We start from the raw sequence: 25,501 nt of genomic DNA on the forward strand, positions 1-25,501 counted from the left end.
GGCGAGGGTCCACGTTTACTATAGTTCATGACGCCTGAATCGGAACCCGCGGCGAACCGAAGAATAGGCGTTCGATTGAGATAATTCTCTCAATTTCAGCCGAAAACAAGTGAATCTGACGCGTTCGGCTTCCTCTTTCACCTATTGAGAAGGGGAAGAACCTGCCGCGTGGATTGGCTCGCCGGTAAAAACACTCAGAAGCAAGTAGATTGCTAGTGCCAATCCCAGAAGCGTCACGACGGCCGATACCCACACGGCCAGATACATGCTGTAACGACGGGGCCGCTGGTCGAGCGTCATCTCGCGAATGAACCCCCTATGCTGCCAGGCCGAGACGCCAATCAGCGTGGCACCCAACAAAACGAAACTAATACCGATTAGCGAAGAGAACAGCGGCGGACTGATATCGACGCCGGGGTGGCGGAGCATCCGGAGAAACAAACCAAACCGCGCAACCAGAAACCCAACGCCAATCACGGCGAGCCCCGTACGCAGCCACGCGAGCATGGTCCGCTCGGCAGCGAAGAAGACACGCGGATCAGACGGTGGCAACGGCTTTTGCTGTTCAGTGCTCATGATGAAGAACGATTCTGACGGGTCTCGTTCGAATGTTCAATCATGCAGAAACTCAACTGAGTGGCCCGGAGAGCGATCTCTGGGTTGGCTTGCCGACAGGCGGCTCATGCAAGAACGTAACTCAAAGCTGAGTCACTACCTAATTCCAACCGAACTCATTAGCCGCTTGTAGCCTACGGCTACCAGAGAGAAATCCCTCTGGGACACCCGGTCGCATCGTGTGTTCAGCCTGGAAGCGACTAAGCCGACTTGGCCATCTCGTTGTGGGAGGAAGCCGGTTCGACGTTCGTCGATTCGGCTTGCGTCGCTGGCCGGGCCGGACGATTCATCAGCCGGCCGCAGCGTTTCCACAAATCGAGGAACGCGTGCGTGAAAGAGGTCTCGTTCGTCTGATGATACGGCGAGCCTTCCGGCAGCTTCTCGATCAAACGGCGATGCGCTTCCGGCATCGCGTGGTACGGCAGCGAGGGGAACATGTGATGCAATGCATGGAAACGCGTACCGATGGGTGCCCAGATCTGGGTAATCCACTTGTTGCCGGGAAAGTTCACCGAGTCCAGCAACTGTTCCAGGAAGGTCATTTCCCCTTCGTGGTTGTGCCAACGATGAGCGACCAGCGTACGCAGGGCGTTCAACGTCAGGATGAACACGCCGGTACAGTAGGCCTGAATCAGGAAGGGATACGGGTACCCACCTACGGTCAGTGCCCCAATCAGCACGCCCAGGCACCACAGGAAGCACAACCCTTCCTGCAGACGAATCAATCGCATGGCGGTCTTGGTCGGCAGCGGACGAATGTATTTCGGATCGATCACCATCGACGACGCGTGCTGAAATGCCCAGTCGCGGAAACGGGGGCTGATCCAGGTCAGTGGCGTCAGTACCAGGAAACGAAAAACGGCCAGAAATGGAACGACAAAGCTCGAGGCTAAAAAGGCAAAAATCTGCCAGCGGCCTTCGTATTCGATCGGGAGGTACTCGCCATCCATATCGGTGCCGTAGTGTTTTCGGCGATGATGATCGAGGTGCGTATAATAGACGAACGACGGCATCAGGAAAGGAATGCCCACCAGCAGGTTCCACGTCACGCGGAACGCCGTGAAGGTGCCGGTACGAAGATGGACCAGTTCGTGAATGAACATCGCCAATCGGTAAAACAAACAACTGCTGATCACGAAGAACAACGCTTGCTGCCAGCTGAACAGTTCGCTTTGACGGACCATCCGAAAGCAAACCAGCCCGACCGAGAAGCTCACCAGAAAGTCGGTCCAGTAGATCCACGGCTTGGGCTGGAACAAGTCACCAATCGACTTACGGGCCTCGGCCATCGAAAAATCATCGGTCTTGTTGCAGTGCAAAGGAGCTTGCAAAGATTTGTCGGAGGTGTCGCTCATGGCTGTATCGAGTCGTTGCCGGGTTCGCGGTTTCGGGAAATCCGTCCATGATTCGGGATTACTTCCTAAGCATCAAAATCGGCTGTGGCGATAGGGCGGGTTCCGCCAATTGTTCAGGCTCGGTCAAGTTTCCGGCGGAAGGAGGGTAAAGGATGACGATTACATCAACCCAGGGATGCCAACATCCATACGCAAAGTTTAATTTACGGAATTCTAACCACCCACCCTTCCAAGATGGCATTTTCTTCCTAAATTATCGACATTGCCGCAAAATTTCGCAAATGGCGAATTTGTCGTTGCCGGGCCGATCTAGGGAAGGGGAGGGCCTACCGATATAACAACAGTCAATCTTTCGCGATCGCTTCAGGAAAGCCAAGCTAACGGATGCAGTCCCAAGTCGAAGTCGTAATTACTGGTAATGGGGTAGTGAGCCCCATCGGAATTGGCAACGAGGCCGTTTGGGAAAGCCTCATGGCTGGCAAGTCTGGGATTGCGCCCCTTTCCGTATTCACCATGCCCGACTACCCGGTCACCTTCGGGGGCGAGCTGAAAGACTTCGACGGCAAGAAGTACGTTAAGCCTCGCAAGGCGTTGAAGGTCATGTGCCGCGAGATCCAAACCGGATTCGCCGCGGCTGCTCTGGCGATGGACCAGGCCGGCCTCGAGCCTGGCAGCGTCGACCCGGAACGTCTTGGTGTCGTCTACGGCAGCGAGATGATGTACAGCGACTTCGAAGACCTGCGGGCCGCCTACGATCAGTGCATCGAAGAGGGCTGGTACCAACACGACCGCTGGGGTCCCTCGGCGATGAGCGAAACCAACCCGCTGTGGATGCTGAAGTACCTGCCCAACATGCCCGCTTGTCACGTGGGTATCTACTACGACGGTCGCGGCCACAACAACACGATCTGCCTGGAAGAAGCCAGCGCGATCAACGCGGTAAGCGAAGCGCTGGCCCACCTGCGTCGCGGGACGATGGACTGCATGATCACCGGGGCGACCGGCTCTCGTTTGAATTTGAATGTTCTGCTGTATCGTGGCGACTCGCTCCTTTCACACCGCAACGACGAGCCTGAGAAGGCCTCGCGTCCGTTTGAAAAAGATCGCGACGGATCGGTCAGCAGCGAAGCAGCCGCCGCGATGGTTCTCGAAACGCGCGAGAAAGCGGAAGCACGCGGGGCGAATATTTTGGGCAAAGTCCTCGGGGCCTCTTCGACATTTGGTCGTGTTACCGCCGATGCCCCTGTTTCCCCCACCGCGGTCAGCAGTTGCATCGCCGCGACCCTGCGTGATTCCAGCATCACCCCCGATGACCTGGCATGTATTGTGTCGCACGGTTCCGGCAACATTGCCGACGACCCGCTCGAAGCCGAAGGCATCAAGGCCGCGCTCCCTGGCGTCCCGGTCGCGGCCCTGAAAAGCTATTACGGCAACAGTGGATCCGCGTGCGGAGCACTCGACGCAGGCGTCGCCGTCTTGGCCCTACAGCACGGTAAGGTCCCAGCGACCTTGAATTACGATACGCCTGACCCGGCGTGTGATATTCCAGTCATTCATGGTCAGCCATTGGATATCGACAAGCCGGCGATCCTGATCCTCAGCCATACCCGCAAAGGGCAATGTGCGGCGATGGTCGTCGCCAAAGCCTAGCCCCTTGGATCGAACCAACGGGAAAACCGATGACGGATGACTCTCCATTCAAATCTCCCGAAATTGTCGACCAGCCTCACGACTCGTTCGACAAACGCTCGCAAGAGATTTTCAAACTGGCCCGAGGTCTTCGGTGGTTAGAGGTTTTATGTGCGTGCTATCTCGGTGGTCTATATGCGTCCGCGTTCGCCTACATCGCAGTTGCGGAATCACTTGGCAAGGATCCGAGTAGCCTCTCTGTTTTGACGACACTTACGACGCTGTTTATCGTCTATTCAATCGTCAGCGTGATCTCGGGGATAGTGGTCTACCTCGTGCTTGCTCGATGTGGATACCTGATTCGCTATTATTGGATCGTCGCGATTGCCGGTATCCCTTTGGTGTCAATTGTGGGGGTCGTCTTGGCGGCTCGACTGATTCATCGTGAACTACGTTCTCATGGTTTGAAATTCGGCTGGATTGGCCCGTCGCATAAGGCGATCGTCGAGCAGTTGCGGCATGACGACGGCTCGCCGGTCGATCCCAAAACCTCAGTATGAAACGCCGGGAAGCAGGCTACACTAAAAGGAATGTCTCGCCGTGGCGAGTAACTGACGCATTCTCGTCCAGGGTTGTTCACGATGCTCAAGGGATGTGGTCTCTCGCTGCTTTTGCTGGCCGTATTGGTAGCCGGCTATATGTACGCGTTCGACCAGGTTTTCCAGCGTCCCGAAGGGCTGATCTCCGGCGGCATCTCGGGCCTGATCACCTTCTTCTGCATCGGGGCACTAACCAACGCCTGGACAGCCTGGAGCGACTGGTCGCTGATCTCGAAGGCCGAGTTCGGATTGCAACTAAACGATGGCTGCAAGATCGCCGTCGCCGGACGCATTCGCCCCGAAGGGGAGCCGCTGAAAGCTCCCTTCTCCGGCAAGCCGTGCGTGATCTGCGAGTACGACGTTTGCAAGCCTGAAGTCGACACGTCGGATAGCGCCGATGAAAACACAGCCTCCGACTTCGCGGGCTTTTTGATGTCGCCTTGCAAAATCCAAACCTCGTGGGGAGATGTTCGCCTGTTGGGCTTTCCGATGGTCGACGATGCGATCGCCGACAACTGCCTGAGTTCCTCGGCCATTTCCGCTGCTCGCGAGTTCTTACAAAACACCGAATTCGAAGATCGATCGGGCATGAAGGTCGTTTCGGTCTTGGCCGTCTTCGGCGAAGTCTGGTCGGACGACGATGGCCGCGTGGTCAGGCACCTACGGCTAACCAACACGCCCCTCGATCAAGTCATCCCCTTCGGGAGCGAAACCGACTTGATGACCATTGAAGAAGCCGCAGCGATCGATGCCGCGGCTGGCGTTAACCAGGAGGACGATGAAGAGGATGAAGACGAAGGAGAACTCACCGAAGAGAATCGAGTCTTCGGTCCCTTACCCAAACTCATCGAAAAACGTATCGAACCCGGCGAAGAGGTCGTTGTCTTCGGTATCTACGACGAAGCCCGACGCGGGCTCATGCCGCGCAAGGGAAGCATGGTCGTCAACCGCCTGAAGCGAGGAACCGCCGCGGAAGTCGCCGCCAAACTTCGCAGTAGCGTCATGACCAACGTCATCGGAGGCCTCCTGGTGCTGGCCATCCTGCACGGCGTGATCGCCTTTGCGGTGATCAACCTGGCCGAGCCGAAAGAGCCTGCCCCGCCGGTCGATAACGATGTGCGGCTGATCGTTCCTATCAACCAACAACTGGCATGACGATTCCGGAATCGCAAGAGTCGCCGTTCGCTTCGCCAGCGGGCCTCGATGAGGAAGCGGACCAGGTCCGTAGCATCATGGGGGACTACTTGTACAACATCGGCCAGCAGTTGGGCTGGGCGACGCTCGCGGCGTACGTTCAGGCCGGTATGTTGGCCGTGCTCATGCTGACCAGTTGGATGCGGGACCAGTGGAAAGCGGAAGTACTTCAACTAGTTGTTATAGCGGCGCTGCTTGTCCTGGTGGGTGCCGTCGGCATGGGTCTTTACAGCGTGCGGCAGTTAGCCGACGCATTTCAGTACGACAACAAAAAACGAGCGGTGTTGCTGTTTCTGAGCGTGATCCCCTGGCTCGCCGTTATCAGTCTATTTATCGTGATCGATCATGCCCGACACGTTCTGGCTCAGCAGCGCGTACCGCTATCGGGCATTGGGGTCGATTGGCTGGCCCTTTCCAATCTGGTGAAGTCGTTGTTCGGCACCACCTTTCACGAACCCTTTTCCACGGCCCAACAGAACCAACTATATAACCTCGCATTCTGCGACGACCCCTTCCTCGCCCAAGCGGCGGCCATCAAAGGGAGCTTTCCTTGGCCGACGCTGCCTGATCTGACCGAGGTCCTGCACAGCTGGGAGGATTACGCCGGAAACGAGATGGTCGATGCTCGCGTTCGCATTCAGCACTGTCGGCTGCTGAAGTCGCAAGCACGAACGCTTCCACCGCTGCAGATCCTGGCGGTGATCTGGGAACTTCCCGGCGACGACGATCCGATCTTCCTGGCATGTTATCAAGGCGGGATTTGCATCTTCATCGATCGACTGGGCGAATGCGCGATGGTAACCGCGCCATCGCCCAAACTTTCTGCTGAAATCGAGAAGCTGCTGGCCCAGGCAGACCAGTGGCTCGACCGCGTCGCGAAGTACGATTTCCCCCGCCCCGCGGCACCACCAGCGACCAATGCCCGGCTCACCTTCATCACCACGCAGGGTACGCGGGCCGTCGAACAGTCGTGGGCAGACATCTACCACCATCCCGATTCGCGCCAGCTTGTTACTTCGATCGAAGCGGTGCTTCAGGCCATTCCCGATGATCCGAGCGAGCGAGCTCTTTAACGGAAACTTGATGCCCGGCGGATGGAATCTACCCATCAGGCTGCGTAGACTTTAGGTCAACAATTTTTCCTCTCAAAAAGAAAGGGTCTGCCATGCCCCGTTTATTTTCACTTGCGATTGTTGCCCTGCTGGTTGCTGGAAGCTCCCTTTCCGCCGCCGAAAAATCGAAGCACGTCCTGCTGTTGGGCATCGATGGCTGCCGTTTCGATGCGTTGACCAAGGCCAAAACGCCGAACCTCGATAAGCTGCGCGAGAACGGGATTTACTCGCCGACGGCGCTCATCCTGGGGGATCGTTACCTGAAGAACGACACCGTCAGCGGGCCTGGCTGGGGCAGCATCAACACCGGCGTCTGGGCCGACAAGCACAATGTGCAGGACAACGGCTTTAAGGAGCCCAAGTTCGACAAGTACCCGCACTTCTTTCACTACGTGAAGAAGAGCATGCCGGAGGCGAAGACCGTTTCGATCATCAACTGGACACCGATCGCCCAGTACATCGTTTCGTCGGCCGACGTATCGATCGACACGAAGAAGGGGACCTCGTACGCCGAAGCCGACGACGACGCAGCCGCCGCGGCCATCGTGGAACTCGCCAAGGATGACGGCCCCACCGCGATGATGCTCTACCTGGGCGAAGTCGATGAAGCCGGCCACGCCCACGGCTTTCACCCCACGGTCCCTGAGTACATTGCCGCGATCGAGCATGTCGATACGCTGGTCGGCAGCGTGCTCGAAGCAATCGAAAAACGCACCGACCAACAGTGGCTGATCGTCGTCACCAGCGACCACGGCGGCTCCGGCAAAGGACACGGCGGCGGACACAAAAACCCCGACATCCTGAACAGCTTCCTGATCGTCAGCGGCGAAGCCGCCAAGCGAGGGAAGTTTGAAAAACAGGTCTACATCGTCGATGCGGTGCCGACTTTGCTGACGTACCTGGGCGTCGAGATCGACGAAGCCTGGGAGTTGGACGGACACGCGGTTGGGCTGAAGTAAAGGAGGGACCCTCGCTCGCACGGGCCGCGTAGTTACTACCAGGAATTCGACCCGCGACACGCGGGCCCTACTATAATGTGGGCGTGACACCCGACGACTCCCCATTTCGATCACCGAGTCTGGACTCCACTCAACCTCAGGTGGATGAGGAGGCCCATGTCCTTCAGATCGTCTGGTTTCACCGAACGACGGAAATCTTGCTTCTGGTTTTCGCCGGATTTACGATCGTCCCTTGGCTATTTTCTCTGATCGGCCTGGGAATTCCCGTTCGCTACTTGTTAATTCCGTTTTGGTGCTACATTCTGGTCTCAACCGTGGTCGTCTTTCGCCTGTCCCAGTTGGTCTATTCAACCAGCATCGCGATCCTTTGCGGGCTCTTGATGCTGACGGTCATCTTGGGCTTGCCTGTCTTGGCCATCGTCAATCAAAAAGCCGTCCGCGTTCTCAAGCGTCAGGGGCTAAAACCTGGCCCGATGGGCATGAGCCAATCGGAAGCCAGGATACAACTCCGATCGCTCAGGAAACGAGACGAGTCGTAACGGACAACGAAACAATCCACGCTCGCCGGGGCCTTACTATAATGCAGGGATGACGCATGACGACTCCCCATTTCGATCACCGAGCCTGAATTCGACCCAGTCTGCCACGGATGAGGAGGCTCGGATTCGTGATAGGCCCAATGCTATTGTGGATTGTGGGAATCTCGCTTCCGACCCGAGTGAAGTGGATCGTTTATTGGTGCTTCGTTTTATCGCGGCCTTCGTCATCTTTCGTCTGGCGCAGCAGATCTATTCGACACTGGTCGCCATTCTTTGCGGCTCGCTGATTCTACTTCCGTTACCGTGTCTGGTTCCGTTGCCGTTAATGGGTCTTTTGGTCTTGCTCAACGTCAATCATGAAGCTTTGCGCGAGCTGAACGAGCATGGTCTCCGACCGGGGTTCCTGGGCATGAGCCAAAGCGCGGCGCTCGCTCAGCTCAACATGCAAAGAGCTGAGCCGGGTGCCATGCCCACGTCCACTTGGGCATGCGTTCCAAGCCCCAACGGGGCGACAGATAATAGCCAGGGGCGTCAGCCCCTGGTAGGCGATCAGAAAAAATCCAAGCCCTGAAAGGGCGACATAGTCGTGCGATATTCACCAACTATGTCGCCCCGTTGGGGCTCGGAAGAACTCGGGTCTAACTTTACGTTCTCCTCGAAACGTTGACGGCGTGTACCTTGTTCACCCCCTCACCCTAACCCTCTCCCCCAAGGGGCGAGGGGACAGGAATTAAAAAAGCCCTCGACGGTTTATTGTGAGGGCTTCTTTGTGAATCAAGTTTTGCTGGTAGGTGTTACCATTTCAAGCCGAACTTGGCGCCTTCGCTTTGGTCGTTGGTGATGCCCCCTTTGAGTGGCTGGTTCGACTTCTTCTTGACCGACAGTTCGCGGTCGACGTCGGTTTCCGGCTCGTCCTTGCGGCGGCCGCCTTGCTTCGAGTCGGCCGGTGGCGGCTGGGTGGCTTTGATCGAGAGGCTGATCCGGCGCTTGGCCTGGTCGATGCTGAGGACCTTCACTTCGACTTCTTCACCCACTTTCAGTACGCTGGAAACACGGCTGATGCGGCTGTAGCTCACTTCGCTGACGTGCACCAGGCCTTCGATGCCAGGGGCAATTTCAACGAACGCACCGAAGTCCATCAGCTTGGTCACCTTGCCAGGCACGACCTTGCCGACGGCGAACTCGCTGGCGACCTTTTGCCAGGGGTTCTCCATGGTGTCGCGGATCGAGAGACCGATCTTGCCGGTCTCGGGATCCATCTTGGTAACCTTCACCTTCACGGCCTGACCTTCGGCCAGGACGTCGGAAGGATGTGATACGCGGTCCCAGCTGATCTGGCTCACGTGAACCAGGCCATCGACGCCGCCGATGTCGACGAATGCGCCGAAGTCTTGAATACGCGTGACGGTCCCTTCGCGAACCTGACCCACGGTCAAGCTGCCCAGGACGTTTTTCTTGTTGTCTTCGGCCATCTTCTCGGCGACTGCCCGGGCACTGAGCACCAGGTTGCGCTTCTCGGGATTGGCTTCGGTCACCAGGCACTGCAGCTTGCGTCCCTTGAACTCTTCCAGGTCCTTCACGTGGTAGGTCGCAACCTGGCTGGCCGGGATGAAGCCGCGAGCCGTACCGACGGCACACTCGAGGCCACCCTTGTTCACGCCATCAACCACCGCGTCGACGACGATTCCTTCCTTGATGTCTCCCCAGTCTTGAACGCTGGTCGAAGCACCGGGGATGCCGACTTCATAGAGACGCTGGCTACCGTTGAACGTGCCGATCGAAACTTCGAGCTTGTCGCCCACCGAAGGAGGTGCCACGAAGCTGCGAATCGAAGCGATCCCTTGGTTGCCTTGGGGCAGATCGAAGAAGACGTCTTCGCGATGCACGCGAATGACGGTGCCGGTCACGCGGTCTCCTTCGTCCAGGCGAACGGCCGCCGGGGCTGGCGTTTGGTTGCTCATCACGTCGTCGATCGACGTTCCACCGAACGCGGCTTCCAGTTCGGCTTCGATGTCTTCCATCGTCTCGCGGCGATTGGGGACGTGAACCTTGCCCCCCTCGACTGGCAAGCGGTAGTCCGGCTCGCCTTCTTCCTGCGAGGCCTCGGCCAACGTTTCGCTCAGGTCGGCCGGGATTTGGGTCGGATCGTCGTTGTCTTCGGCGGGTCTGGGCTGCGAAGGACGCTTGGGCTTGGGGGGCTGACGCTTGGCGGGCGCTGGTGCCGGAGCATCTCGCTGCGAACCGATCAGCACCTTCTTCTTTTCCTTGTCGTCGCCATCGGCGGTGTTTTCGACTGGGGTTTCTGCGGGTGCAGGAGCGGCGGAAGAAGCCTCCGGGGCCGAAGCTTCAGGAGATTGGGGGGTGGGTTCCACGGAAGCGGGATCCTTCTGAGGATCAGTCGACATGGGAAAGCCTCGGACGAGAATCAGAAAACCGAAAGGGGGTGTAACTATTAGCGCCCTCTTGGTCACCTCTATAGTAAGAGGGCGAAGTAACTGAGTTTATCAGCAAAAATCGGCCTGAACAGGGAATCTAGCCTCCTACGAGCGTGGTAGTTCGATTTTCGAAATAGTTAGGCCGCTAGCGGCTGAAAACCTGTTAAGCTGTGTCCATGGTAGATTTGCCATGAAGCGAACCCCTCTTGGAAGTGACCCCAGCATAGGCATGAATTTCGATCCGTACCCCACTGAAATCGCCGAACTTATCCAGAATGCCCCCTTGTGCCCCCTGGGCCCTGGTAATCCGGATCGGTCGGTGCTGGAGCGGCTCCAGGCAATCGATGTTAATTCCTTGAGTAACAAACCGGTGAAAGATCACGAGATGGCTCGCGCTTGTATCAGCGGTTTGTGGCTGCTCTGGAATTACTTGGATGAGTCGCACACGGTAAGCCAGGATTTGCCCAGTTCCACCGGCAGCTACTGGCACGGAATCATGCATCGGCGCGAGCCAGACTATGGCAATGCCAAGTATTGGTTCCGCCGCACGGGCGATCACCCCGCGATGGAGGCGCTCGCCGAAAGGGCAAATTCGCTGGCTTCCGGCGAAAACCTCGATCGCTATACCCAATTCCTGGCGGAGCGACATTGGGACCCGATGGCGATGGTGGACGCTTGTGAAGCCACGGCTCGCGGCAAGTGCGCAAACGAGGAACTTTTACGCAAAGTAGCCCAGTCAGAATGGGAAACGTTGTTTGAATACTGTTATTCGCGTGCTTTTTAGCGCTCGGATGACCACTGGCAAAGACAGAGAAGCAAGGCTGGCTCGTCCATTATCTCATCTCAATTATTCAGCCTCCGACCGAAGAGAATAGAATGCTCCGTTACGACTTTGAAGATAGCTTGGGCTATTGGGTTTTCAGTGTCGCCCATCTGATGACGCGTGCGATGAACGATGAACTGGGGAAACTCGGCATCACCTATCGCCAATGGGAAGTCTTGTGCTGGCTCTCGTACATGGGTGAAATCACCCAAAGCGAACTGGCCGACCAGATGCGTATCGAAGCCCCCACGCTTGTCGGGGTGATCGACCGCATGGAACGCGACGGCTGGATCGTCCGCGAGACCGACCCCAACGATCGCCGCAAGAAGATCATCCGCGCCACCGAAAAGGTGGAACCCATGTGGGAACAAATGGTCAATTGCGCCAAAAGCGTGCGAGCCAAGGCCCTCCGCGACGTTCCGCAGGAAGAAGTCCAGAAGGCCAAAGGCACGCTGGCGGTCATTCGCGGCAATTTGCTTTCCGAACTCCCCGGGCATAATATCCCAGCAGAGCCCATCGGCCAGAAGCAAGCCACGCAGACGCGATAATCGAGTAGAATCAAGTTTTCAGTTTTCAGTAATAAGACTGGTTGAGCCAAGCTCACTCACACTGAAAACTGAATACTACAAACTGAAAACTTGATGAATACGCACCACCTCCACACCCAACACCAGCGCACGTTCGAAGGGAACCGGTTCGTCTACCCGGTCCTTTCTCGCCGGAGCAAGGGGCTATCGGTTGGTGTTAATTTAAATCCCGACAAGATCTGCAATTTCGATTGCATCTACTGCCAGGTCGATCGCCGCACTGAAAGCGAAGTCCGCTTCGTCGAAAGCGATCGTTACTTCCACGAACTGGAGGAAATGCTCGACCTGTGTGCGTCCGGCGAAATCTTTCACACGGCCAAGTTCGCCGAGACGCCGCCCCATCTGCGGCGCGTCAACGACATCGCATTCAGCGGCGATGGCGAGCCGACCACCTATAAAAACTTCGACGATCTGATCGAGCGCAGTGCCGAGATCAAGCGTAAGCATGGTCTCGACGACGTGAAGATGGTGCTGATTACCAACGCCACCATGTTTCATCGGCCGCACGTGCAGCGCGGTCTCGAGATCCTCGACGCCAACCAAGGCGAGATCTGGGCCAAGCTCGACGCCGGCACGGCAGAGTACTACCGCACCATCGAACGAACCAAGATTCCCTTTCAGCGGGTTCTCGATAACCTGCTGCTGGCCGCGAAGCTGCGTCCGATCGTCATTCAATCGATGTTCCTGAAACTGCTGGGCGAAAGCCCCAACGCCGAAGAGATTGCGGCCTTCTGCGATCGCTTGAACGAAATCACCCAAGGGGGCGGCCAGATCAAGCTGGTCCAGGTTTACACCGTGGCCCGCAAGCCGGCCGAGTCGATCGTCACGCCGCTCGAGGACTTTGAGGTCGACGCGATCGCCCAAGCTGTCCGCGATCGCACAGGACTACCAGCGGAAGTTTACTATGGCAGTTCGGACTACTAGGCATGGCTTCTGAGTCGAAAAATACCGTATACCTGATGGCCGGCGTGATCGCTGCGCTCGCCTTGTGGGGCATCTACCTGGCCATCGGTTCGTATCTGGGCCTGGCCGAAGGAACCCGCGGGTACGACATCCGCCGCGGTTTGATCGTGTTTGCCTGCATGGCCGGCTTTTTGCTCTTTTGGGGAGTATTGTTATGGAACCGCCGACGACGGTTGGGCTCGGATGATGAATGAATTTAGTTTGAAGTTTTCAGTGTTCCGTTTTCAGCAAGCCGTAGGCTGGCTACGGCTTCTTAGCCGATAGCCACCTTATGCTTGACGCCTTTGCTGTGAGGAAAGATGGCTATCCGCCGAAGACGCCGGTAGCCATCCTACGATTGAAAACCGAAAACGGAACACTTCCCCCTTGCCGCCAGGCGCCTCTAGAATGCAAGTAATTAGGTCCACTAGCCAACCAACCCAGTGAAGGATCGGGATATGTCTGAAACCAAGATTCGCATCCGTGACAACGGCCCCTTTTTGGTCGAGGGACCGGTGACGCTCGAAGACTCCGAGGGCAACTCCTACACCATCGACAAGCCTAGCATCGCCCTGTGCCGCTGCGGCCATTCGGACAACAAGCCGTTTTGCGACGGCAAGCACAAGCATTGCGGATTCACTTCCGAAGATCGCGCCAACCCGGCCTAGACAGACGTCTCCCGCATCTGCCACCATCGCCAGGAGAACGAATATGGAACCGGTCGATATCCGTCGCGATACGGAAACGTACTGTAACCTGATGAACGCCTATCTATTGGCACAGGTCGCAGAACTCGATGCCACGCTCCAGCAAAACGGCATCGAAGATCAAGGAATTCGCAAAAGCATCTGCGCCCAATTCGGCATGAGCATGGGTCAGGTGTTCGACATGGGCTGGATTGGCGTCAGTGGCGAGCGATTTCATCCGCTGTTGATGTTCAGCGAAAAATACCTCGACGATGCCGCCACACCGATCGGCGAAGTCGGTCCCCTGGAAGGACCAACCCGCGAAGACGATTTCCACGCCATGGCCGTCGAGGCGGTTTCGACTTTCTACGACGACCTGCAAGGAGACCTCGCTCGCGTACCCTATGGCGCGCTGGACGAAGAACTGTAAGCACGCGTTGCCGTCCCCTCGCCCCTTGGGGCTGATAAGGCACGCCCAATAAGACGTGAGTGTGGCACCTAACTCATCTTCTTATCCGTGTAATCCGTGGTTGGTCTTCTCTTAAAAAAAGCTAAGAACCAGCGGCATTCTCGACGTGAAGTTTTCATCGCGTTTTCTCGGCGAAAACCGTATTTTCGGCATCTCTTGTCAGGGCGAAAACCTACTCGTCAGCGACTTTCAATTTCGTGACGCAGGTTCGACATACGGCTGACAAGTTATCCCCATTTCGGACGCTCGGATATGGAGATTTTGTGAAGGTCTAAGTTGTTGCATGGACGCTTCTTGGTGCCACAAGCCAGCAGAATTTTTACCGCACCGGGTGTTACTTGGTGGAACGCTCCTCAGGTCAGTGCGTAGAATTCGTGCCTCTTGAAAGTTGGCCCCGCTCCGCGAGAAGAATTGTGGGCGTGCCGGGCCCATTTGGATCACGTCTCGAAAGGATAGGAAGCCAAGTCCGCATGGAAGAACCAACTGTCGATCTCGCCGCAACCGATACCACCCAACCTGCGGCGGAAACCACCGCGTCCGAATTCCCCTTGAGCGACGAACTGCTGGCCAAGCTGGAAGCAGCTTCGGCTCCCTATTTGGGTCAGTGGACCAAGTTGATCAGCACGACCAACTGGGACAAGGGAAAGATCATTTATCAGTGGCGAACGTCTCTGCAGGAGGCAGGGGCGCCTACTTCCGAATACGCCGACGATGCCTGGGCTCGTCGCGTGGGGGGAGTGACCGGTCAGCATGTCGGTCGTTTGCGCCGGGTCTTCGAGCGTTTCGGTGATAACTACCCCACTTATGATGGCCTTTTCTGGAGCCACTTCCAGGCCGCCATCGAATGGGACGACGCCGAGATGTGGCTGGAAGGTGCCGCTGAAAACAAGTGGTCAGTCGCCTCGATGCGAAACCAACGCTGGGAAACGATGGGCAAGCTGGAAGCCGATCGCCCGAGCGACGACGTGATCGCTTCGGAAGTGGACGAAGACTACGAACCGGCCCAAGGCAGCGACGACGAAGTTCGCGGCTCCATTGGCGAAATGGATGGCCCCAGCGGACCCTTGCACGAAGGTCCTGATTTCGGCGATGAAGAGCAAGACACGCACGCTCGGGAATCAGGGCTGGCCGAAGGTGAAATCGGCGATTCGACCGAAGCCCCTTCGTTGGTGAAGCCGTTTGCCGAGATCGGTTCGATGCCGGACGACGTACTGGATGCGTTCGAGGCGTTCAAGCTGGCCATCATTCGCCATCGCAGTGCCGGCTGGGAAGAGATCAGCCAGGAAGACATGGTCAGCTGCCTGGAGTCGCTGAAGGTTCTGGTGAATGCCCCCAGCGGTGAGCCAGAGAAGGCCAAGAAGCCGATGGCAGATGGGCAGCAGCCTGCCCCTTTCTAGACTAATGCGACATTTGTAGTGGCTATCGGACGATCGGTCCGGTAGCCATTTTTTATGGGCCGCGCAGTTGTAGCGATTCCGCAGGTTCTGCCGGCCGTGCAGCTTAGATTGTTCCTGTTTGCTGCCTACCGCTTGCTTGCGAAAGGGGCAGATGCGACCCAAGCTTCCAACAAAGTCTCGTCTTTCTTGTTGGAACCATCTTATGTCTTATCTCGTGGTATTCGCGGGCCTGTTGGGCTTGACCCTGTACTTGGACCTAACCGTATTGATGTCGGCAGGCATCATCATGATTGGCATGACCATCTGGGCCGTGCTGATGAATCGCAAACTGCATATCCCCAAGTGGTAAGCCGCTAATCCTGCTCGCTAAGCCAGGCCACCAGCGTGTCGCGATCGCTGGCCGCTCTTACCTTCGCGCCGCGATTGTGCGCGACCGTTTCCCAGAAGAAGTTGATATGCTCGCGCGGCATGAGCGCCGCGGCCTTGTAGGATGGGCCGAACTTCTCCGCGACCAGCAGCCCAACACGATAACGGGTCATGTTGTCCATGACCGAACTCAAGCTCATTCCATTGACCAGAACACCATTCTTGCCGGTGCGTTGGCACTCTTGATAAATCAAGTCGACCAACTCCTCCCAATCTTCCGGGACATGGTCGCCTGTGCATACGAACTCAAGAAAGCCGGGGTGCTCGATCTTTTCGACGCTGAGTTTCTTCATGGTGTCCCACTTCGAACGCATCGAGGGAATACGGCCAGGTTCCTCGTGACCGCAACTCTAACACCCTCACTAACGTCGTCAAGCAACTTCATCGAGCCACTCGAGCAGCTTGTCGCGATCGCGCCCTGACCTGACGATGGCTCCCCGATTGGTCGCGACGGTTTCCCAGAGCTGATCTGGATCGTCCGCTCGAGCGAGCGTTGCGATCCTTGCATTTGCCCCGAAAATTTCGCCGGTAAGAACTCCGATCCGATACCGCAACATCACGCTGTTGGAAAGCGTGACCTGGGATGCATCGACGAATATTCGCGACTTGCCTAACCGCTCGCTATCGGCCGCCATCTGGTGCAGCAGATCGATCCAATCTTCAACGGTGTGATCGCCCGACAGGGTGTACTGCAAGTACCGAGGATGCTCCTGTAGGACGATCGTGAAATCAGTCATGAGAATTCAATCTTCCTGTAGCAGCCACGTTAGCAAGCTCGCGCGATCGCTACTGGCCCTGACAATCGCCCCGCGATTGGTCGCGACGTCTTCCCAGAACGTATCTTGATCAGCCCAATGCGAGAAAGCCGCAATGCGGACCGACGCACCAAATGCTTCACCCATTCGAACGGCCATACGATAGATTACCATGGGGTCAGTCCGAACGGTTTTGTCGCTTTGACCTCGATCGACGAAAATCCGTCGTTTGCCGGTTTTCTTGGTGGCCTCGACCATGGCTTGTAACAGTTCTTTGAACGCTTCTTCGTCGCGCACTTCTTCCGGAACGACGAACTCCAGGTACTCGGCATGTTCTATGTAAGGATGTTCAAACTTGGACATGACGATAAACACGCAAAGTGATAGGTCCTCATGCGTCACTGGTAAGCCAATTAAGCAGCGTCATACGATCGTCTCCCGATTTGGCGATCGCAGCACGATTCGTCGCGACGGTCTCCCAGAAGTTATCGTCATCCCAAACTGGCCGCAAAGCTGCCAGGCAAGCGCGGATGCCGAAAGTCGCGCCGGCTCGAATTCCCATACGATAGTGATTCATTGGATCAATCGCGTTTGATATGCCCGACAAATCGACGAAAATTCGAGATTTCCCCGTCTTGCTGATTGGCTCAACAATATCGTGCATCAACGCGATCCACTGGGGTTCCGAGGGATCTCCCGAAACGATGAATTCCAGGTAGACGCAATGCTCCACCATGTCGACTTTGATATGCGAAATTGAGAGTTTTTTTGACGAGAAAAGGAATAACGACAAGGAGACCCTCAAATAAACGTGTTTTGCAGTACCGCAAAACGGATTCATTCGGCAACATTGATTATTGCAGTTTCTCTAAGAAACCACACAAAGATTTTCCCAGACCTTCAGTCGTTTCTTGCTGCTGGGAATCCTTGAGGGAACCATCATCAGCAAACGCATTATTAGCCTGCGAAATAGCCATCTGCTTGGGCAGCACGATCACCCCGATGTTTTGCAGAATGGCTCGCACGTGGACCAGCCCGCGCAGTCCGCCTAGCGCCCCCGGCGAGGCACTCATCAGCGCGCACACTTTACCCTGGTACGCAGCCAGTCGCCCTTCCCCTTCAACTGGCCGCGAGACCCAGTCAATCGTGTTCTTAAGCAGAGGCGTGATCGAACTGTTATATTCCGGACACGACAGCAACAACCCCTGATGCGCCAGGAATAACTCTTTCAACGTCTTGACGTTCTCTGGGATTCCATGCTCGGCTTCCAGGTCGCCGTCGTACAGCGGCATCGGAAAGTCGGCCAGGTCGAGCAGTGTGACCTCGGCCCCAGCCTCTTGAGCCCCTTTCACGGCGATTTGAATCAGCTTTTTGTTGAACGAATCGCGGCGGGCACTTCCTGCGAAAGCGAGGATCTTCGGTCGGCTCATGTCGGGCGGCTCCTACGGGTCAAGACTTTGGGACTGAACCATCATCGTAACAACGGAAGCAACCGAGAAAAGTGACCACTCATCACCGCAGGCCGCGCAAGCAACCCCGGGAATTGCAATCAAACGAGACACTAACCCAGGGCAAAGAGTTCCGGGCCGCACTGCTGCGTGACGACTTCGCCGAACAGCGTATGCGCGTGGCAATCGTAAACCACCACCGGCATGATCTTGCCGATCTGTCGCGGGTTACCATCGAAGACGACGATCCGGTCGCAGTGCGTGCGTCCGATCAACTGCGTCGCGTGCGGGTTCTCGACTTCATCCGCCTTCTTGAGGGCCGTCTTGCTGGGACCTTCGACCAGCACGTGGACCGTGTCGCCGATCAGCTTCTGGTTGTCTTCCAGGCTGATGCGATTCTGGATCGCCAGCAGGTCGTTGTTGCGCTGTTGCTTCACGTGATGCGGTATGTCATCGATGAAGAGGTCCGCGCCGCGCGTTCCTTCGCGCTGGCTGTACTTGAAGATGAAGCTATTCTTGAAACGGCACTCTTCGACCAGCTCGACCGTCTTCTGGAAGTCTTCTTCCGTCTCGCCGCAGAAACCGACGATGAAGTCACTGCTGACCGCGTAGCCAGGCACCATCTCGCGAATGCGGGCCATCATCTCGCGATAGTCGGCCACGGTGTAGCCGCGTTTCATCCGCTTGAGGACCTCGTCCGAGCCACTTTGCAGCGGCACGTGGAGATACGGCGAGACCTTGCTCAAATCGCGAACCGCTTCCAGCAGTTCCCGCGTCATGTCCTTCGGGTAGTTGGTCACGAACTTGATGCGCTCGAGTCCTTCAATCTCTTGCAGCTCAGCCAGCAGATCGGCCAGTCGCCAGAGCTTGCCGCTTGAGTCGGTGGCCTTGTAGCTGTTGACGGTCTGACCGACGAGCGTGATCTCGACGGTGCCGTGCTCGGCCAGGTGACGGCTTTCGCGAAGGATGTCTTCCGGCGAACGTCCCTGCTCGGGGCCGCGCACGCTCGGCACGATGCAGTACGTGCAGAACTTGTCGCAGCCGATTTGAATTCGCACGTAGGCCTGAAACGGAGTGGGACGCATCTCGGGATCGCGCAGCGGATCGAAGCTTTCGTGGCTGCGTGTGATTTGATCGCGGGTACCATCCTTACGCCCCAGGCTGACTTCAATCTGCTTCCCCTGGCCGGCGTTGATCTTGTCGATCATCGAAGGAATCTGATGCAGTTGGCCGGGCCCGACGATCAGGTCGACGTAGGGTGCCCGGGTGAAGATCTTGTGCTGATGGTTCTGGGCCATGCAGCCCATCACGCCGATGACCTTCTCGGGGTTCTTCTCTTTCAGGTCGCGCAGCATGCCGAGGTGGCTGTACGTCTTGTTTTCCGACTGAGCACGCACGCTGCAGGTGTTGAAGAGCAGGGTATCGGCTTCTTCCGGTTTGGTCGTCAGGACGTAACCTTGCTTGCGGAGCGAGGCCACGACCAGCTCGCTATCGAGCATGTTCATCTGACAACCCACGGTTTCAATAAAAAGACGTTTTTCCATGCGGACGAATCTTCGTATGGCGTGACGGACAGACAGCCTGGAGTTCGGGTGACACTGCTAACTCGCTCAGCGGTGAGGGGTGGGTAGCTGCTTCGCTCCGCTGGACAAGCCAGCAGTGGCACCCGCTCATTGAATTCCCAGACTAGGCAGCCTCTTTTTGTTTCTGCTTGATGAATTCTTCAAACTGTTGCTGTTCGGCGAGTTCGCGGGCCTTCTTCTCTTGTTCGGCCTGCTGCTTAAGGACAATCTCGCGTTGGCGGCGGAATTCCTCCTGGAACTGTCGCTCTAAGCGAATACGGCGTACCCTCATCAGTCGCACCAATCCCATGATGGCGATGTAAGAAGCGACCGCAAATAGAACGATGTCCCAGCGACTCACAGTATATAATCCCGCGTCCGTGCAGAAATCCAACGGTGTATCTTAAACAACGACCCCCTATGGGGGCGAGAGGGATTTCCGCGGCAAACTGGGTAAAACGGGCTAGAAACGGATTATTCTTGCGGCGAAAGCTGCGATTCCGATAGGAGTCGATCGCCTACCTGGGGATGGTGACCATGGACGAAATCCGCTACCTGCATCGGTTTCTTACCGGCTGGCTGCAGCGAGTCGACTACGATCTGGCCATCCTTCGCCGCGAAATAGAGACGATCTTCGGCCACTTGCGAGACCGAGCCGGGCGAAATTCCTTCCGGGGCTGGCTCGCGCAACAGGCGGATCTCTTTAAGGATAATCCGTAGCGGCGGCTTTCCCTGGTGCTCGAGATGGGTGAAGCAGCCTGGCCACGGCTGATACGCGCGGAACTTGTTGTAGATCAGCTCAGCGGGTTCGTTCCAGTTGACGTCCGCATCCGACTTGGCCAGACGCGGTGCCTTGGTGGCGAGGGACTGATCCTGGACCTTGCCCGGTGTCCCTTCGGGGCCATGCTTCAGCAGCATCTCGATCGACTCGAGCACGGCCGATACGCCCAGATCAGCCAGGCGGGGTTCCAGTTCAACGGTCGTTTCGGTCGGACCGATCGGCGTACGGACGACCTTCAAGCAAGGTCCTCCGTCGAGCTTGGGCGTCATGTGAATGACCGTGATGCCGGTCTCTTCATCCCCACTTAGAATCGCCCAGTTCACCGGCGCCGCGCCACGATACTTCGGCAAGATCGAACCGTGCAGGTTGATGCCGCCGTAGGTCGCCGTGGCGAGGATGAAGTCCTTCAAGATCTGGCCGTAGTCGCACACGACTAATAGATCCGGCTGAAGATCGGCCAGCAGTTGCCGCGACTCTTGGGTATTCACGCTGACCGGATCATGGATGGCAATGCCATGCGCGTTGGCCACATCGCGCATCGGTGTCGGTATCGAAGACTTCCGCCGATGCACCGAACGCACCGGCTGAGTGAAGAGGCAAGCGACTTCGTGCTCGCTCGCAATCAAGGCCTCGAAGGTGGGAACCGCAAACGGGCCAGTCCCCATCATGACGATTTTCATTTATTAGTTTTCAGTGTTCAGTGTTCAGTTCAGACGAAGTCTCCAGGCAGTCTTACTAAAAACTGAACACTGAAAACTTCCAACTAACTAAGCATACTTTTTCTCAAGTTCGTCCTGGAACTTCTTAATCTCCTGGTCGGTCGGCAGCTTCCCTTCGCCGCGCAATCGTTCGAAGGTCAGCTCGAATTGGTCGATCTGCGGCTGGATGTCGTACAGCGAGTCTTCGTCCATCCGGTCGGTGAACATCACCCCGTCGAGATGGTCGGTCTCGTGCTGAACGCAGCGGGCAAACATGCCGTCGACCTTCTGCTCGAACTTCTCGCCATTGGGCATGTAGGCGCTGAACATGATTTCCGCCGGACGCATCACCGGGCCATACACGCCAGGTAAGCTGAGACAGCCTTCTTCCGCTTCGTCCGAGCCGGTTCCCCGGTTGATGGCTGGATTGATGAAGACCAGTTCTTCCCCCTCTCCCTTTTCACCGGCCAGGTTCATGATGAAGAACCGCAGCGGAATACCAACCTGGTTGGCGGCCAGGCCGATTCCCCGAGCCTGGTACATCAGATCGAACATCTCGGCAATCATGCCGCGAAGCTCCGCGTCGACGCGTTTGACAGGCTTCGATTTATAACGCAGCGTGGGGTGAGGAAAGTGAATAATCTGCAACGTAGCGGTCCTAAGAGCCGGGCCCAAACAGCGGGATCAGGCCTTGCTTATCCACGGACAAGCGAGGCCGGTAAACGATCCATTATAGGAAGAATCGGGGACCGGTCGACCGGCAGAGCTGCTACGCAGGCCGGCTGCGGCCGTGCACTGGGTAGACACGCGGTTCTTCCATTTCCTCGGAAGCGGCTGCCGGGGATTCGCTTTCAGCCGATGGCTCTTCCGAGGGTGTTTCCGCAGCGTCATCGTCGTGTTCTCGGTTGCTGCGGGCCTTACGATCGGGACGGAAGACTCGTCCTAGCGGGCCGGCCAGCAGGGCCGGCAGGAATACCAGGTCACCAATCAGGGCCACCGCCAATAGCGAGACCATCAGGTAACCAAACCGCTGCGTCGGGGTAAACGTGCTGAAAGCGAACACGGCAAGCCCCAGACCACCGATGATCGTCGTCTGGAACATGGCCATCGCACAGCGGTTGTACGCTTCTTTAATGGCGTGCGATCGCGTGTAACCTTCATCCAGACCCCAGCGGAACCAGGTCAGGAAGTGGACCGTATCGTCCACCGCCACGCCCATCGCCACGCTGGCGGTCATCATCGTACCGATGTCGACTTCGATCCCGGTCCAACTCATAAAGCCGAACACGATGCAAATCGGAAAGACGTTCGGCAGCATCGAAATGAGACCGGCTCGGAAGCTCTTGAGAACCAACATCATCACCAACGCGATCAAGGCAAACGCCCAGACCGTGCTTTCGATCAGGTTGGTCAGCAGCGTACGGGCCGCCTTGTAAACGACCGGAACGACGCCTGTATAGACCAGCGAAACCGGGGGACGATCGTCGCTGTACATCCGGGGAATCTCTTTCCCGGTGTACTCGTGCGCGGTGACGTCGAAGGTCCCCTTGATATTAGCGTTGTCGGAAATCGCCCCCATGTCGTAGATCGCGTTGGGTTCGACGAGAACGACATAGTCCGCATGACCGCGGTTGTTGTTCAGGATGTAGTCCAGACGCTCCTGGCTATGCACGTTCGGATCGTGATCCAATAACTTGATACGAGCATTGACCAGCAAGTCTCGTAGCGTTTCGGAAAACACCTTCGTCGCGTCGAGGTGCCCGTAGCGATCGTGATGTTCAGACTTGCCGGCAGCCGCTTCTTTCGCGGCCTCGTAGTTGACGCCCAATAACGCGACCTTGGCGTTGACGTATCCGGCGCCGTCTCGGTCCTTGTCGATCTGGGCCAGAATGCGATCACGGGCCTGGTAGGCATCCATGATCGGCTCGGTGACCTGCTTCAGGTCGTTGACGAAGTTGCCGTAGTCGATGTTTTCCAAAGCCCCCAGTCGCAGACTGACTCGCCACAACTCGGCGCCGTTCTTCTTGTCGACGCGCAGGTAATCGGACTTCACGAACTCGTTGAACGAAGCTTCCAGTTGCTTGCTGTAGGCATAACGCTCTGACAGCGAGGCCGTGCTGTTGCCGGCATCGGGAAGTTCCGGGGCGAACGTCAGTGCCGACATCGGCGGCCCGACCAGTTCGGCACCGTCGGGGCCGAGGTATTCTTCGACCACGTTGGCCACACGCTGGGCCATCTCCATGCGTTCGAGAAACTTGTACTGGAACTTCGGATCGACCTTGTTTTCGTTTTTCAGGGCCAGCGGGTTGAGGGCCTTCTCTGGATCGGCTTCATCGTAGTACAGCATCTCCGGCTCGACGCGGACGACTAGTTCCATGGGAACCAGCTTGCCGAGGTTATCTTCCAGCCAGGCATAGTCCTGGATGATGCGGGCATCGTCGTCGAACATCTTCAGCAGCTGAACGGAGGTCTTCAGATACTGAAGTCCGAACGCAAAGAAGAGGAAGATCGCTAGGCAGCCCAGGGCGACCTTGATGTTGTGCGCGATGATGAAGTCGCCGATTCGATCCCCAATTCCGCGAATCCATTGTCCCGCCGCGGAAGGTTCGATCGGCTTCGATTCCCCCTTCTTCTTCGCGGCATTGGGGGGCCACATCTGCAGCGCCGCCGGCAGGTAGGTGAACAGCAGCAAGAGCGTCGCCAGAACGCCCATCGCCGAGAAGATCCCGAACTTGTGAATCGGCGTGATGCTACTGGTGGCCAGCGATCCCAAACCCACGGCGGTGGTGACCGCGGCGATCGTGCAGGGATACCAACCGTGAGCGATCGTCAGCTCCGGGGCGTTCCGCAGAGTGCCGGACTCGTTCACCACGTCCTTGTAGTAGTTCACGATATGGATGGCACCCGATAAGCCCAGCACGTACACGACCGCCGGCATCGACATGATCACGGCGTCGGTGGTTGGATCGAGCCACCAGATGAAACGGCCCGCGGTCCAGTAAATCAGCGATAGACTCGTCACCGCGCTGATCCCGCCGACGAAGAAGACCATGATCGTCAGCTTGATGCTCCGCAAGCACATGTACGAAAGACCCAGCCCGATAATCACGCTGAAGCTGACCAGGCGGGCCAGCGTCCGTTCCCCTTCTTCGTCGATCGAAACGTTATCGACCGGGGGACCGCCCAGGCGAAGTTCTTCCAGCGGGACGCCAGCCTGAATGGCCAGTTCTTCCAATTGACCCAGCGGACGGCCCAGCACGCCGTGTCCCATCGTGCGGCGCAGATCGACCTTGCCGGCATCGGTCAGGGTAACGATCAAGCAGGTCTGCTCGCCATCGGGACCGAAGAGCGTGCCGGTCAAACGGCTGAGGGCTTTCTCGCGGGCTTCTTCCAGATCCTTGGGGCTCGGGTCGTCGTCGCGAACGAGCGTGCCGCCAGGGGCAGCCAGCTGGGCCAGAACATCAGGCCCGGTCGTTACTGATTTGAAGAGCCGCGCTTGCAGCAGCTTTGGTTTCTTGTAGTACTCTTCGTGGACCTTCTTTACATAGTCGCCATCGGCCGAGTTGCCTCCAGTGAAGACGCGCTCGGCGGCGCGGCTCAGTGCACCGATCACGGTGCTCTGGCCATTCCACTTGTAGAGCTCGCCATTTTCCAGCAGGTAGTACCAGGTCGCGTCATTCCCCAGAAACCACTTCTCGTTCTGGCCGGCCCACCCTTGGTGATCGTCGCCAGGGTAATAAAGCCCCAGTTCATCTCCGATGAAGTCAGGCAAGCGATGATCGATGGGAACTTTGTTCTTGTCTTCTTCGGTCAGCGGCGGAGGTACCAAGAGCCGCGCGAGATAGTCGAGACGCTGATCGTCGGCGGTGCAGCCTTCCCAGCTGATCAGAACGAACTGCTCGCCCAGGAAGTGATCGCGGAACCAATCGAGTTCTGAGGTTTCCGCGAAGTCACTGGGAAGCCAGTCCTTCACGTCATTCCTCATCTGTTCCAGCGACAATCGTGCCCCGCGCAGCGCGAACGGCACGAGGAAGAAGATCGCCATCAAAATGAACAGAGCGTAACGCTCGAAGAATGTTGGTCGACGCATCTGCATCAAAATCCGCTCTTTGAGAATCCTTGAGCAACCCGGATCGAGGACACTGGAACGCTCATGCCTAGATCCAACGCCATCGGCTCTGCCAATGAACCCCACTATGAGAACGCGGCGACGTCGGCCGGCGTCTCACAGATTTTTTGTTGATTGCTGCTTTCTACGCAAAACGGTAAAAACTTCGCCAATTTTTGCGTCCGTTAGCGATTAAAGCTACAGTTTTCTTCAAGTTGAGTCTATGACAGGCGCATTTCACCTAAGCTGTGCATCTTCACCATTTGCAAATTGGGGTGCTTTCAACGACCTTCGCACCACGGAAAAAGAAGATCTGCACCGCTCGCCTGGGTAGAATACCGCAACTTCGTCCAATTCATGCATTTGATTCCCCAATTAAGGA

Annotated in this window: 28 protein-coding genes; 15 read left to right on the forward strand and 13 right to left on the reverse strand. The window is 57.1% G+C overall.

Annotated features, from left to right (window positions below):
- Positions 1–141 precede the first annotated feature (141 nt).
- Entirely contained in the window at positions 142–576 is a 435-nt protein-coding gene (locus Pan97_RS25110) for a YidH family protein (protein ID WP_144977646.1), read from the reverse strand.
- Between the two features lie 239 nt (positions 577–815).
- On the reverse strand, positions 816–1,970 hold the full coding sequence (locus tag Pan97_RS25115; RefSeq protein ID WP_144977648.1) for a fatty acid desaturase family protein: 1,155 nt from the start codon (positions 1,968–1,970) through the stop codon (positions 816–818).
- Between the two features lie 384 nt (positions 1,971–2,354).
- Here Pan97_RS25115 and Pan97_RS25120 point away from each other — a divergent pair, with 384 nt between their 5' ends.
- From Pan97_RS25120 to Pan97_RS25150, 7 genes are all read left to right on the forward strand, one after another.
- Complete coding sequence (locus Pan97_RS25120; protein WP_144977650.1) at positions 2,355–3,620, forward strand: beta-ketoacyl-[acyl-carrier-protein] synthase family protein; 1,266 nt, start codon at positions 2,355–2,357, stop codon at positions 3,618–3,620.
- Between the two features lie 29 nt (positions 3,621–3,649).
- Entirely contained in the window at positions 3,650–4,159 is a 510-nt protein-coding gene (locus Pan97_RS25125; RefSeq protein WP_144977652.1) for a hypothetical protein, read from the forward strand.
- Between the two features lie 81 nt (positions 4,160–4,240).
- Positions 4,241–5,353, forward strand: a complete 1,113-nt coding sequence (locus tag Pan97_RS25130; protein WP_144977654.1) for a hypothetical protein — start codon at positions 4,241–4,243, stop codon at positions 5,351–5,353.
- A complete protein-coding gene (locus tag Pan97_RS25135) occupies positions 5,350–6,465 on the forward strand; it encodes a hypothetical protein (RefSeq protein WP_144977656.1) in 1,116 nt (371 codons plus the stop codon). Before Pan97_RS25130 ends, Pan97_RS25135 begins: the two co-directional genes overlap by 4 nt.
- Positions 6,466–6,557: 92 nt before the next feature.
- Positions 6,558–7,463: an alkaline phosphatase family protein gene (locus Pan97_RS25140; protein ID WP_144977658.1), complete on the forward strand. Its 906-nt coding sequence runs from the start codon at positions 6,558–6,560 to the stop codon at positions 7,461–7,463.
- A 197-nt stretch (positions 7,464–7,660) separates the two neighbouring features.
- A complete protein-coding gene (locus Pan97_RS25145) occupies positions 7,661–8,002 on the forward strand; it encodes a hypothetical protein (RefSeq protein WP_144977660.1) in 342 nt (113 codons plus the stop codon).
- A gap of 199 nt (positions 8,003–8,201) precedes the next feature.
- Positions 8,202–8,573: a hypothetical protein gene (locus tag Pan97_RS25150; RefSeq protein ID WP_144977662.1), complete on the forward strand. Its 372-nt coding sequence runs from the start codon at positions 8,202–8,204 to the stop codon at positions 8,571–8,573.
- A 223-nt stretch (positions 8,574–8,796) separates the two neighbouring features.
- Here Pan97_RS25150 and Pan97_RS25155 read toward each other — a convergent pair whose 3' ends face one another.
- Positions 8,797–10,374, reverse strand: coding sequence for a 30S ribosomal protein S1 (locus tag Pan97_RS25155; protein ID WP_165698969.1), 1,578 nt, complete (start codon positions 10,372–10,374; stop codon positions 8,797–8,799).
- A gap of 253 nt (positions 10,375–10,627) precedes the next feature.
- Here Pan97_RS25155 and Pan97_RS25160 point away from each other — a divergent pair, with 253 nt between their 5' ends.
- From Pan97_RS25160 to Pan97_RS26385, 8 genes are all read left to right on the forward strand, one after another.
- Positions 10,628–11,221 (forward strand): hypothetical protein, encoded by a 594-nt coding sequence (locus tag Pan97_RS25160; RefSeq protein WP_144977666.1) that lies wholly within the window; start codon positions 10,628–10,630, stop codon positions 11,219–11,221.
- A gap of 92 nt (positions 11,222–11,313) precedes the next feature.
- Entirely contained in the window at positions 11,314–11,808 is a 495-nt protein-coding gene (locus Pan97_RS25165; RefSeq protein WP_144977668.1) for a MarR family winged helix-turn-helix transcriptional regulator, read from the forward strand.
- Positions 11,809–11,901: 93 nt separating this feature from the next.
- Complete coding sequence (locus Pan97_RS25170) at positions 11,902–12,771, forward strand: radical SAM protein (RefSeq protein ID WP_144977670.1); 870 nt, start codon at positions 11,902–11,904, stop codon at positions 12,769–12,771.
- Positions 12,772–12,773: 2 nt separating this feature from the next.
- Positions 12,774–13,004: a hypothetical protein gene (locus Pan97_RS25175; protein ID WP_144977672.1), complete on the forward strand. Its 231-nt coding sequence runs from the start codon at positions 12,774–12,776 to the stop codon at positions 13,002–13,004.
- A 243-nt stretch (positions 13,005–13,247) separates the two neighbouring features.
- On the forward strand, positions 13,248–13,457 hold the full coding sequence (locus Pan97_RS25180) for a CDGSH iron-sulfur domain-containing protein (protein ID WP_144977674.1): 210 nt from the start codon (positions 13,248–13,250) through the stop codon (positions 13,455–13,457).
- A gap of 43 nt (positions 13,458–13,500) precedes the next feature.
- Positions 13,501–13,905 (forward strand): hypothetical protein, encoded by a 405-nt coding sequence (locus Pan97_RS25185; RefSeq protein ID WP_144977675.1) that lies wholly within the window; start codon positions 13,501–13,503, stop codon positions 13,903–13,905.
- Between the two features lie 509 nt (positions 13,906–14,414).
- Complete coding sequence (locus tag Pan97_RS25190) at positions 14,415–15,341, forward strand: hypothetical protein (protein ID WP_144977677.1); 927 nt, start codon at positions 14,415–14,417, stop codon at positions 15,339–15,341.
- Between the two features lie 202 nt (positions 15,342–15,543).
- Complete coding sequence (locus Pan97_RS26385; RefSeq protein ID WP_165698970.1) at positions 15,544–15,690, forward strand: hypothetical protein; 147 nt, start codon at positions 15,544–15,546, stop codon at positions 15,688–15,690.
- Between the two features lie 4 nt (positions 15,691–15,694).
- Here Pan97_RS26385 and Pan97_RS25195 read toward each other — a convergent pair whose 3' ends face one another.
- The 10 genes from Pan97_RS25195 to Pan97_RS26970 form a co-directional block, all read right to left on the reverse strand.
- Positions 15,695–16,060, reverse strand: coding sequence for a hypothetical protein (locus Pan97_RS25195; RefSeq protein WP_144977679.1), 366 nt, complete (start codon positions 16,058–16,060; stop codon positions 15,695–15,697).
- 78 nt (positions 16,061–16,138) lie between these two features.
- Positions 16,139–16,504 (reverse strand): hypothetical protein, encoded by a 366-nt coding sequence (locus Pan97_RS25200; protein WP_144977681.1) that lies wholly within the window; start codon positions 16,502–16,504, stop codon positions 16,139–16,141.
- Between the two features lie 6 nt (positions 16,505–16,510).
- Positions 16,511–16,885 carry a hypothetical protein gene (locus Pan97_RS25205; RefSeq protein ID WP_144977683.1) on the reverse strand — a complete coding sequence of 125 codons (375 nt, stop codon included), beginning with the start codon at positions 16,883–16,885 and terminating at the stop codon, positions 16,511–16,513.
- A gap of 28 nt (positions 16,886–16,913) precedes the next feature.
- Positions 16,914–17,258 carry a hypothetical protein gene (locus Pan97_RS25210; RefSeq protein ID WP_144977685.1) on the reverse strand — a complete coding sequence of 115 codons (345 nt, stop codon included), beginning with the start codon at positions 17,256–17,258 and terminating at the stop codon, positions 16,914–16,916.
- A gap of 118 nt (positions 17,259–17,376) precedes the next feature.
- Positions 17,377–17,952 carry an NADPH-dependent FMN reductase gene (locus Pan97_RS25215; RefSeq protein WP_144977687.1) on the reverse strand — a complete coding sequence of 192 codons (576 nt, stop codon included), beginning with the start codon at positions 17,950–17,952 and terminating at the stop codon, positions 17,377–17,379.
- Between the two features lie 131 nt (positions 17,953–18,083).
- Complete coding sequence (gene miaB / locus Pan97_RS25220; RefSeq protein WP_144977689.1) at positions 18,084–19,514, reverse strand: tRNA (N6-isopentenyl adenosine(37)-C2)-methylthiotransferase MiaB; 1,431 nt, start codon at positions 19,512–19,514, stop codon at positions 18,084–18,086.
- A gap of 142 nt (positions 19,515–19,656) precedes the next feature.
- On the reverse strand, positions 19,657–19,893 hold the full coding sequence (locus Pan97_RS25225; protein ID WP_144977691.1) for a hypothetical protein: 237 nt from the start codon (positions 19,891–19,893) through the stop codon (positions 19,657–19,659).
- Positions 19,894–20,006: 113 nt separating this feature from the next.
- Complete coding sequence (gene fmt / locus Pan97_RS25230; protein ID WP_144977693.1) at positions 20,007–20,993, reverse strand: methionyl-tRNA formyltransferase; 987 nt, start codon at positions 20,991–20,993, stop codon at positions 20,007–20,009.
- 87 nt (positions 20,994–21,080) lie between these two features.
- Positions 21,081–21,659, reverse strand: a complete 579-nt coding sequence (gene def, locus Pan97_RS25235) for a peptide deformylase (RefSeq protein ID WP_144977695.1) — start codon at positions 21,657–21,659, stop codon at positions 21,081–21,083.
- Positions 21,660–21,780: 121 nt separating this feature from the next.
- The gene (locus Pan97_RS26970) at positions 21,781–25,107 is read right to left on the reverse strand and encodes an efflux RND transporter permease subunit (RefSeq protein ID WP_196782215.1); all 3,327 of its coding nucleotides are present in this window, start codon (positions 25,105–25,107) and stop codon (positions 21,781–21,783) included.
- Between the last annotated feature and the right edge of the window lie 394 nt (positions 25,108–25,501).

Origin of the sequence: Bremerella volcania (genome assembly GCF_007748115.1) — a bacterium.
Lineage (GTDB): Bacteria > Planctomycetota > Planctomycetia > Pirellulales > Pirellulaceae > Bremerella > Bremerella volcania.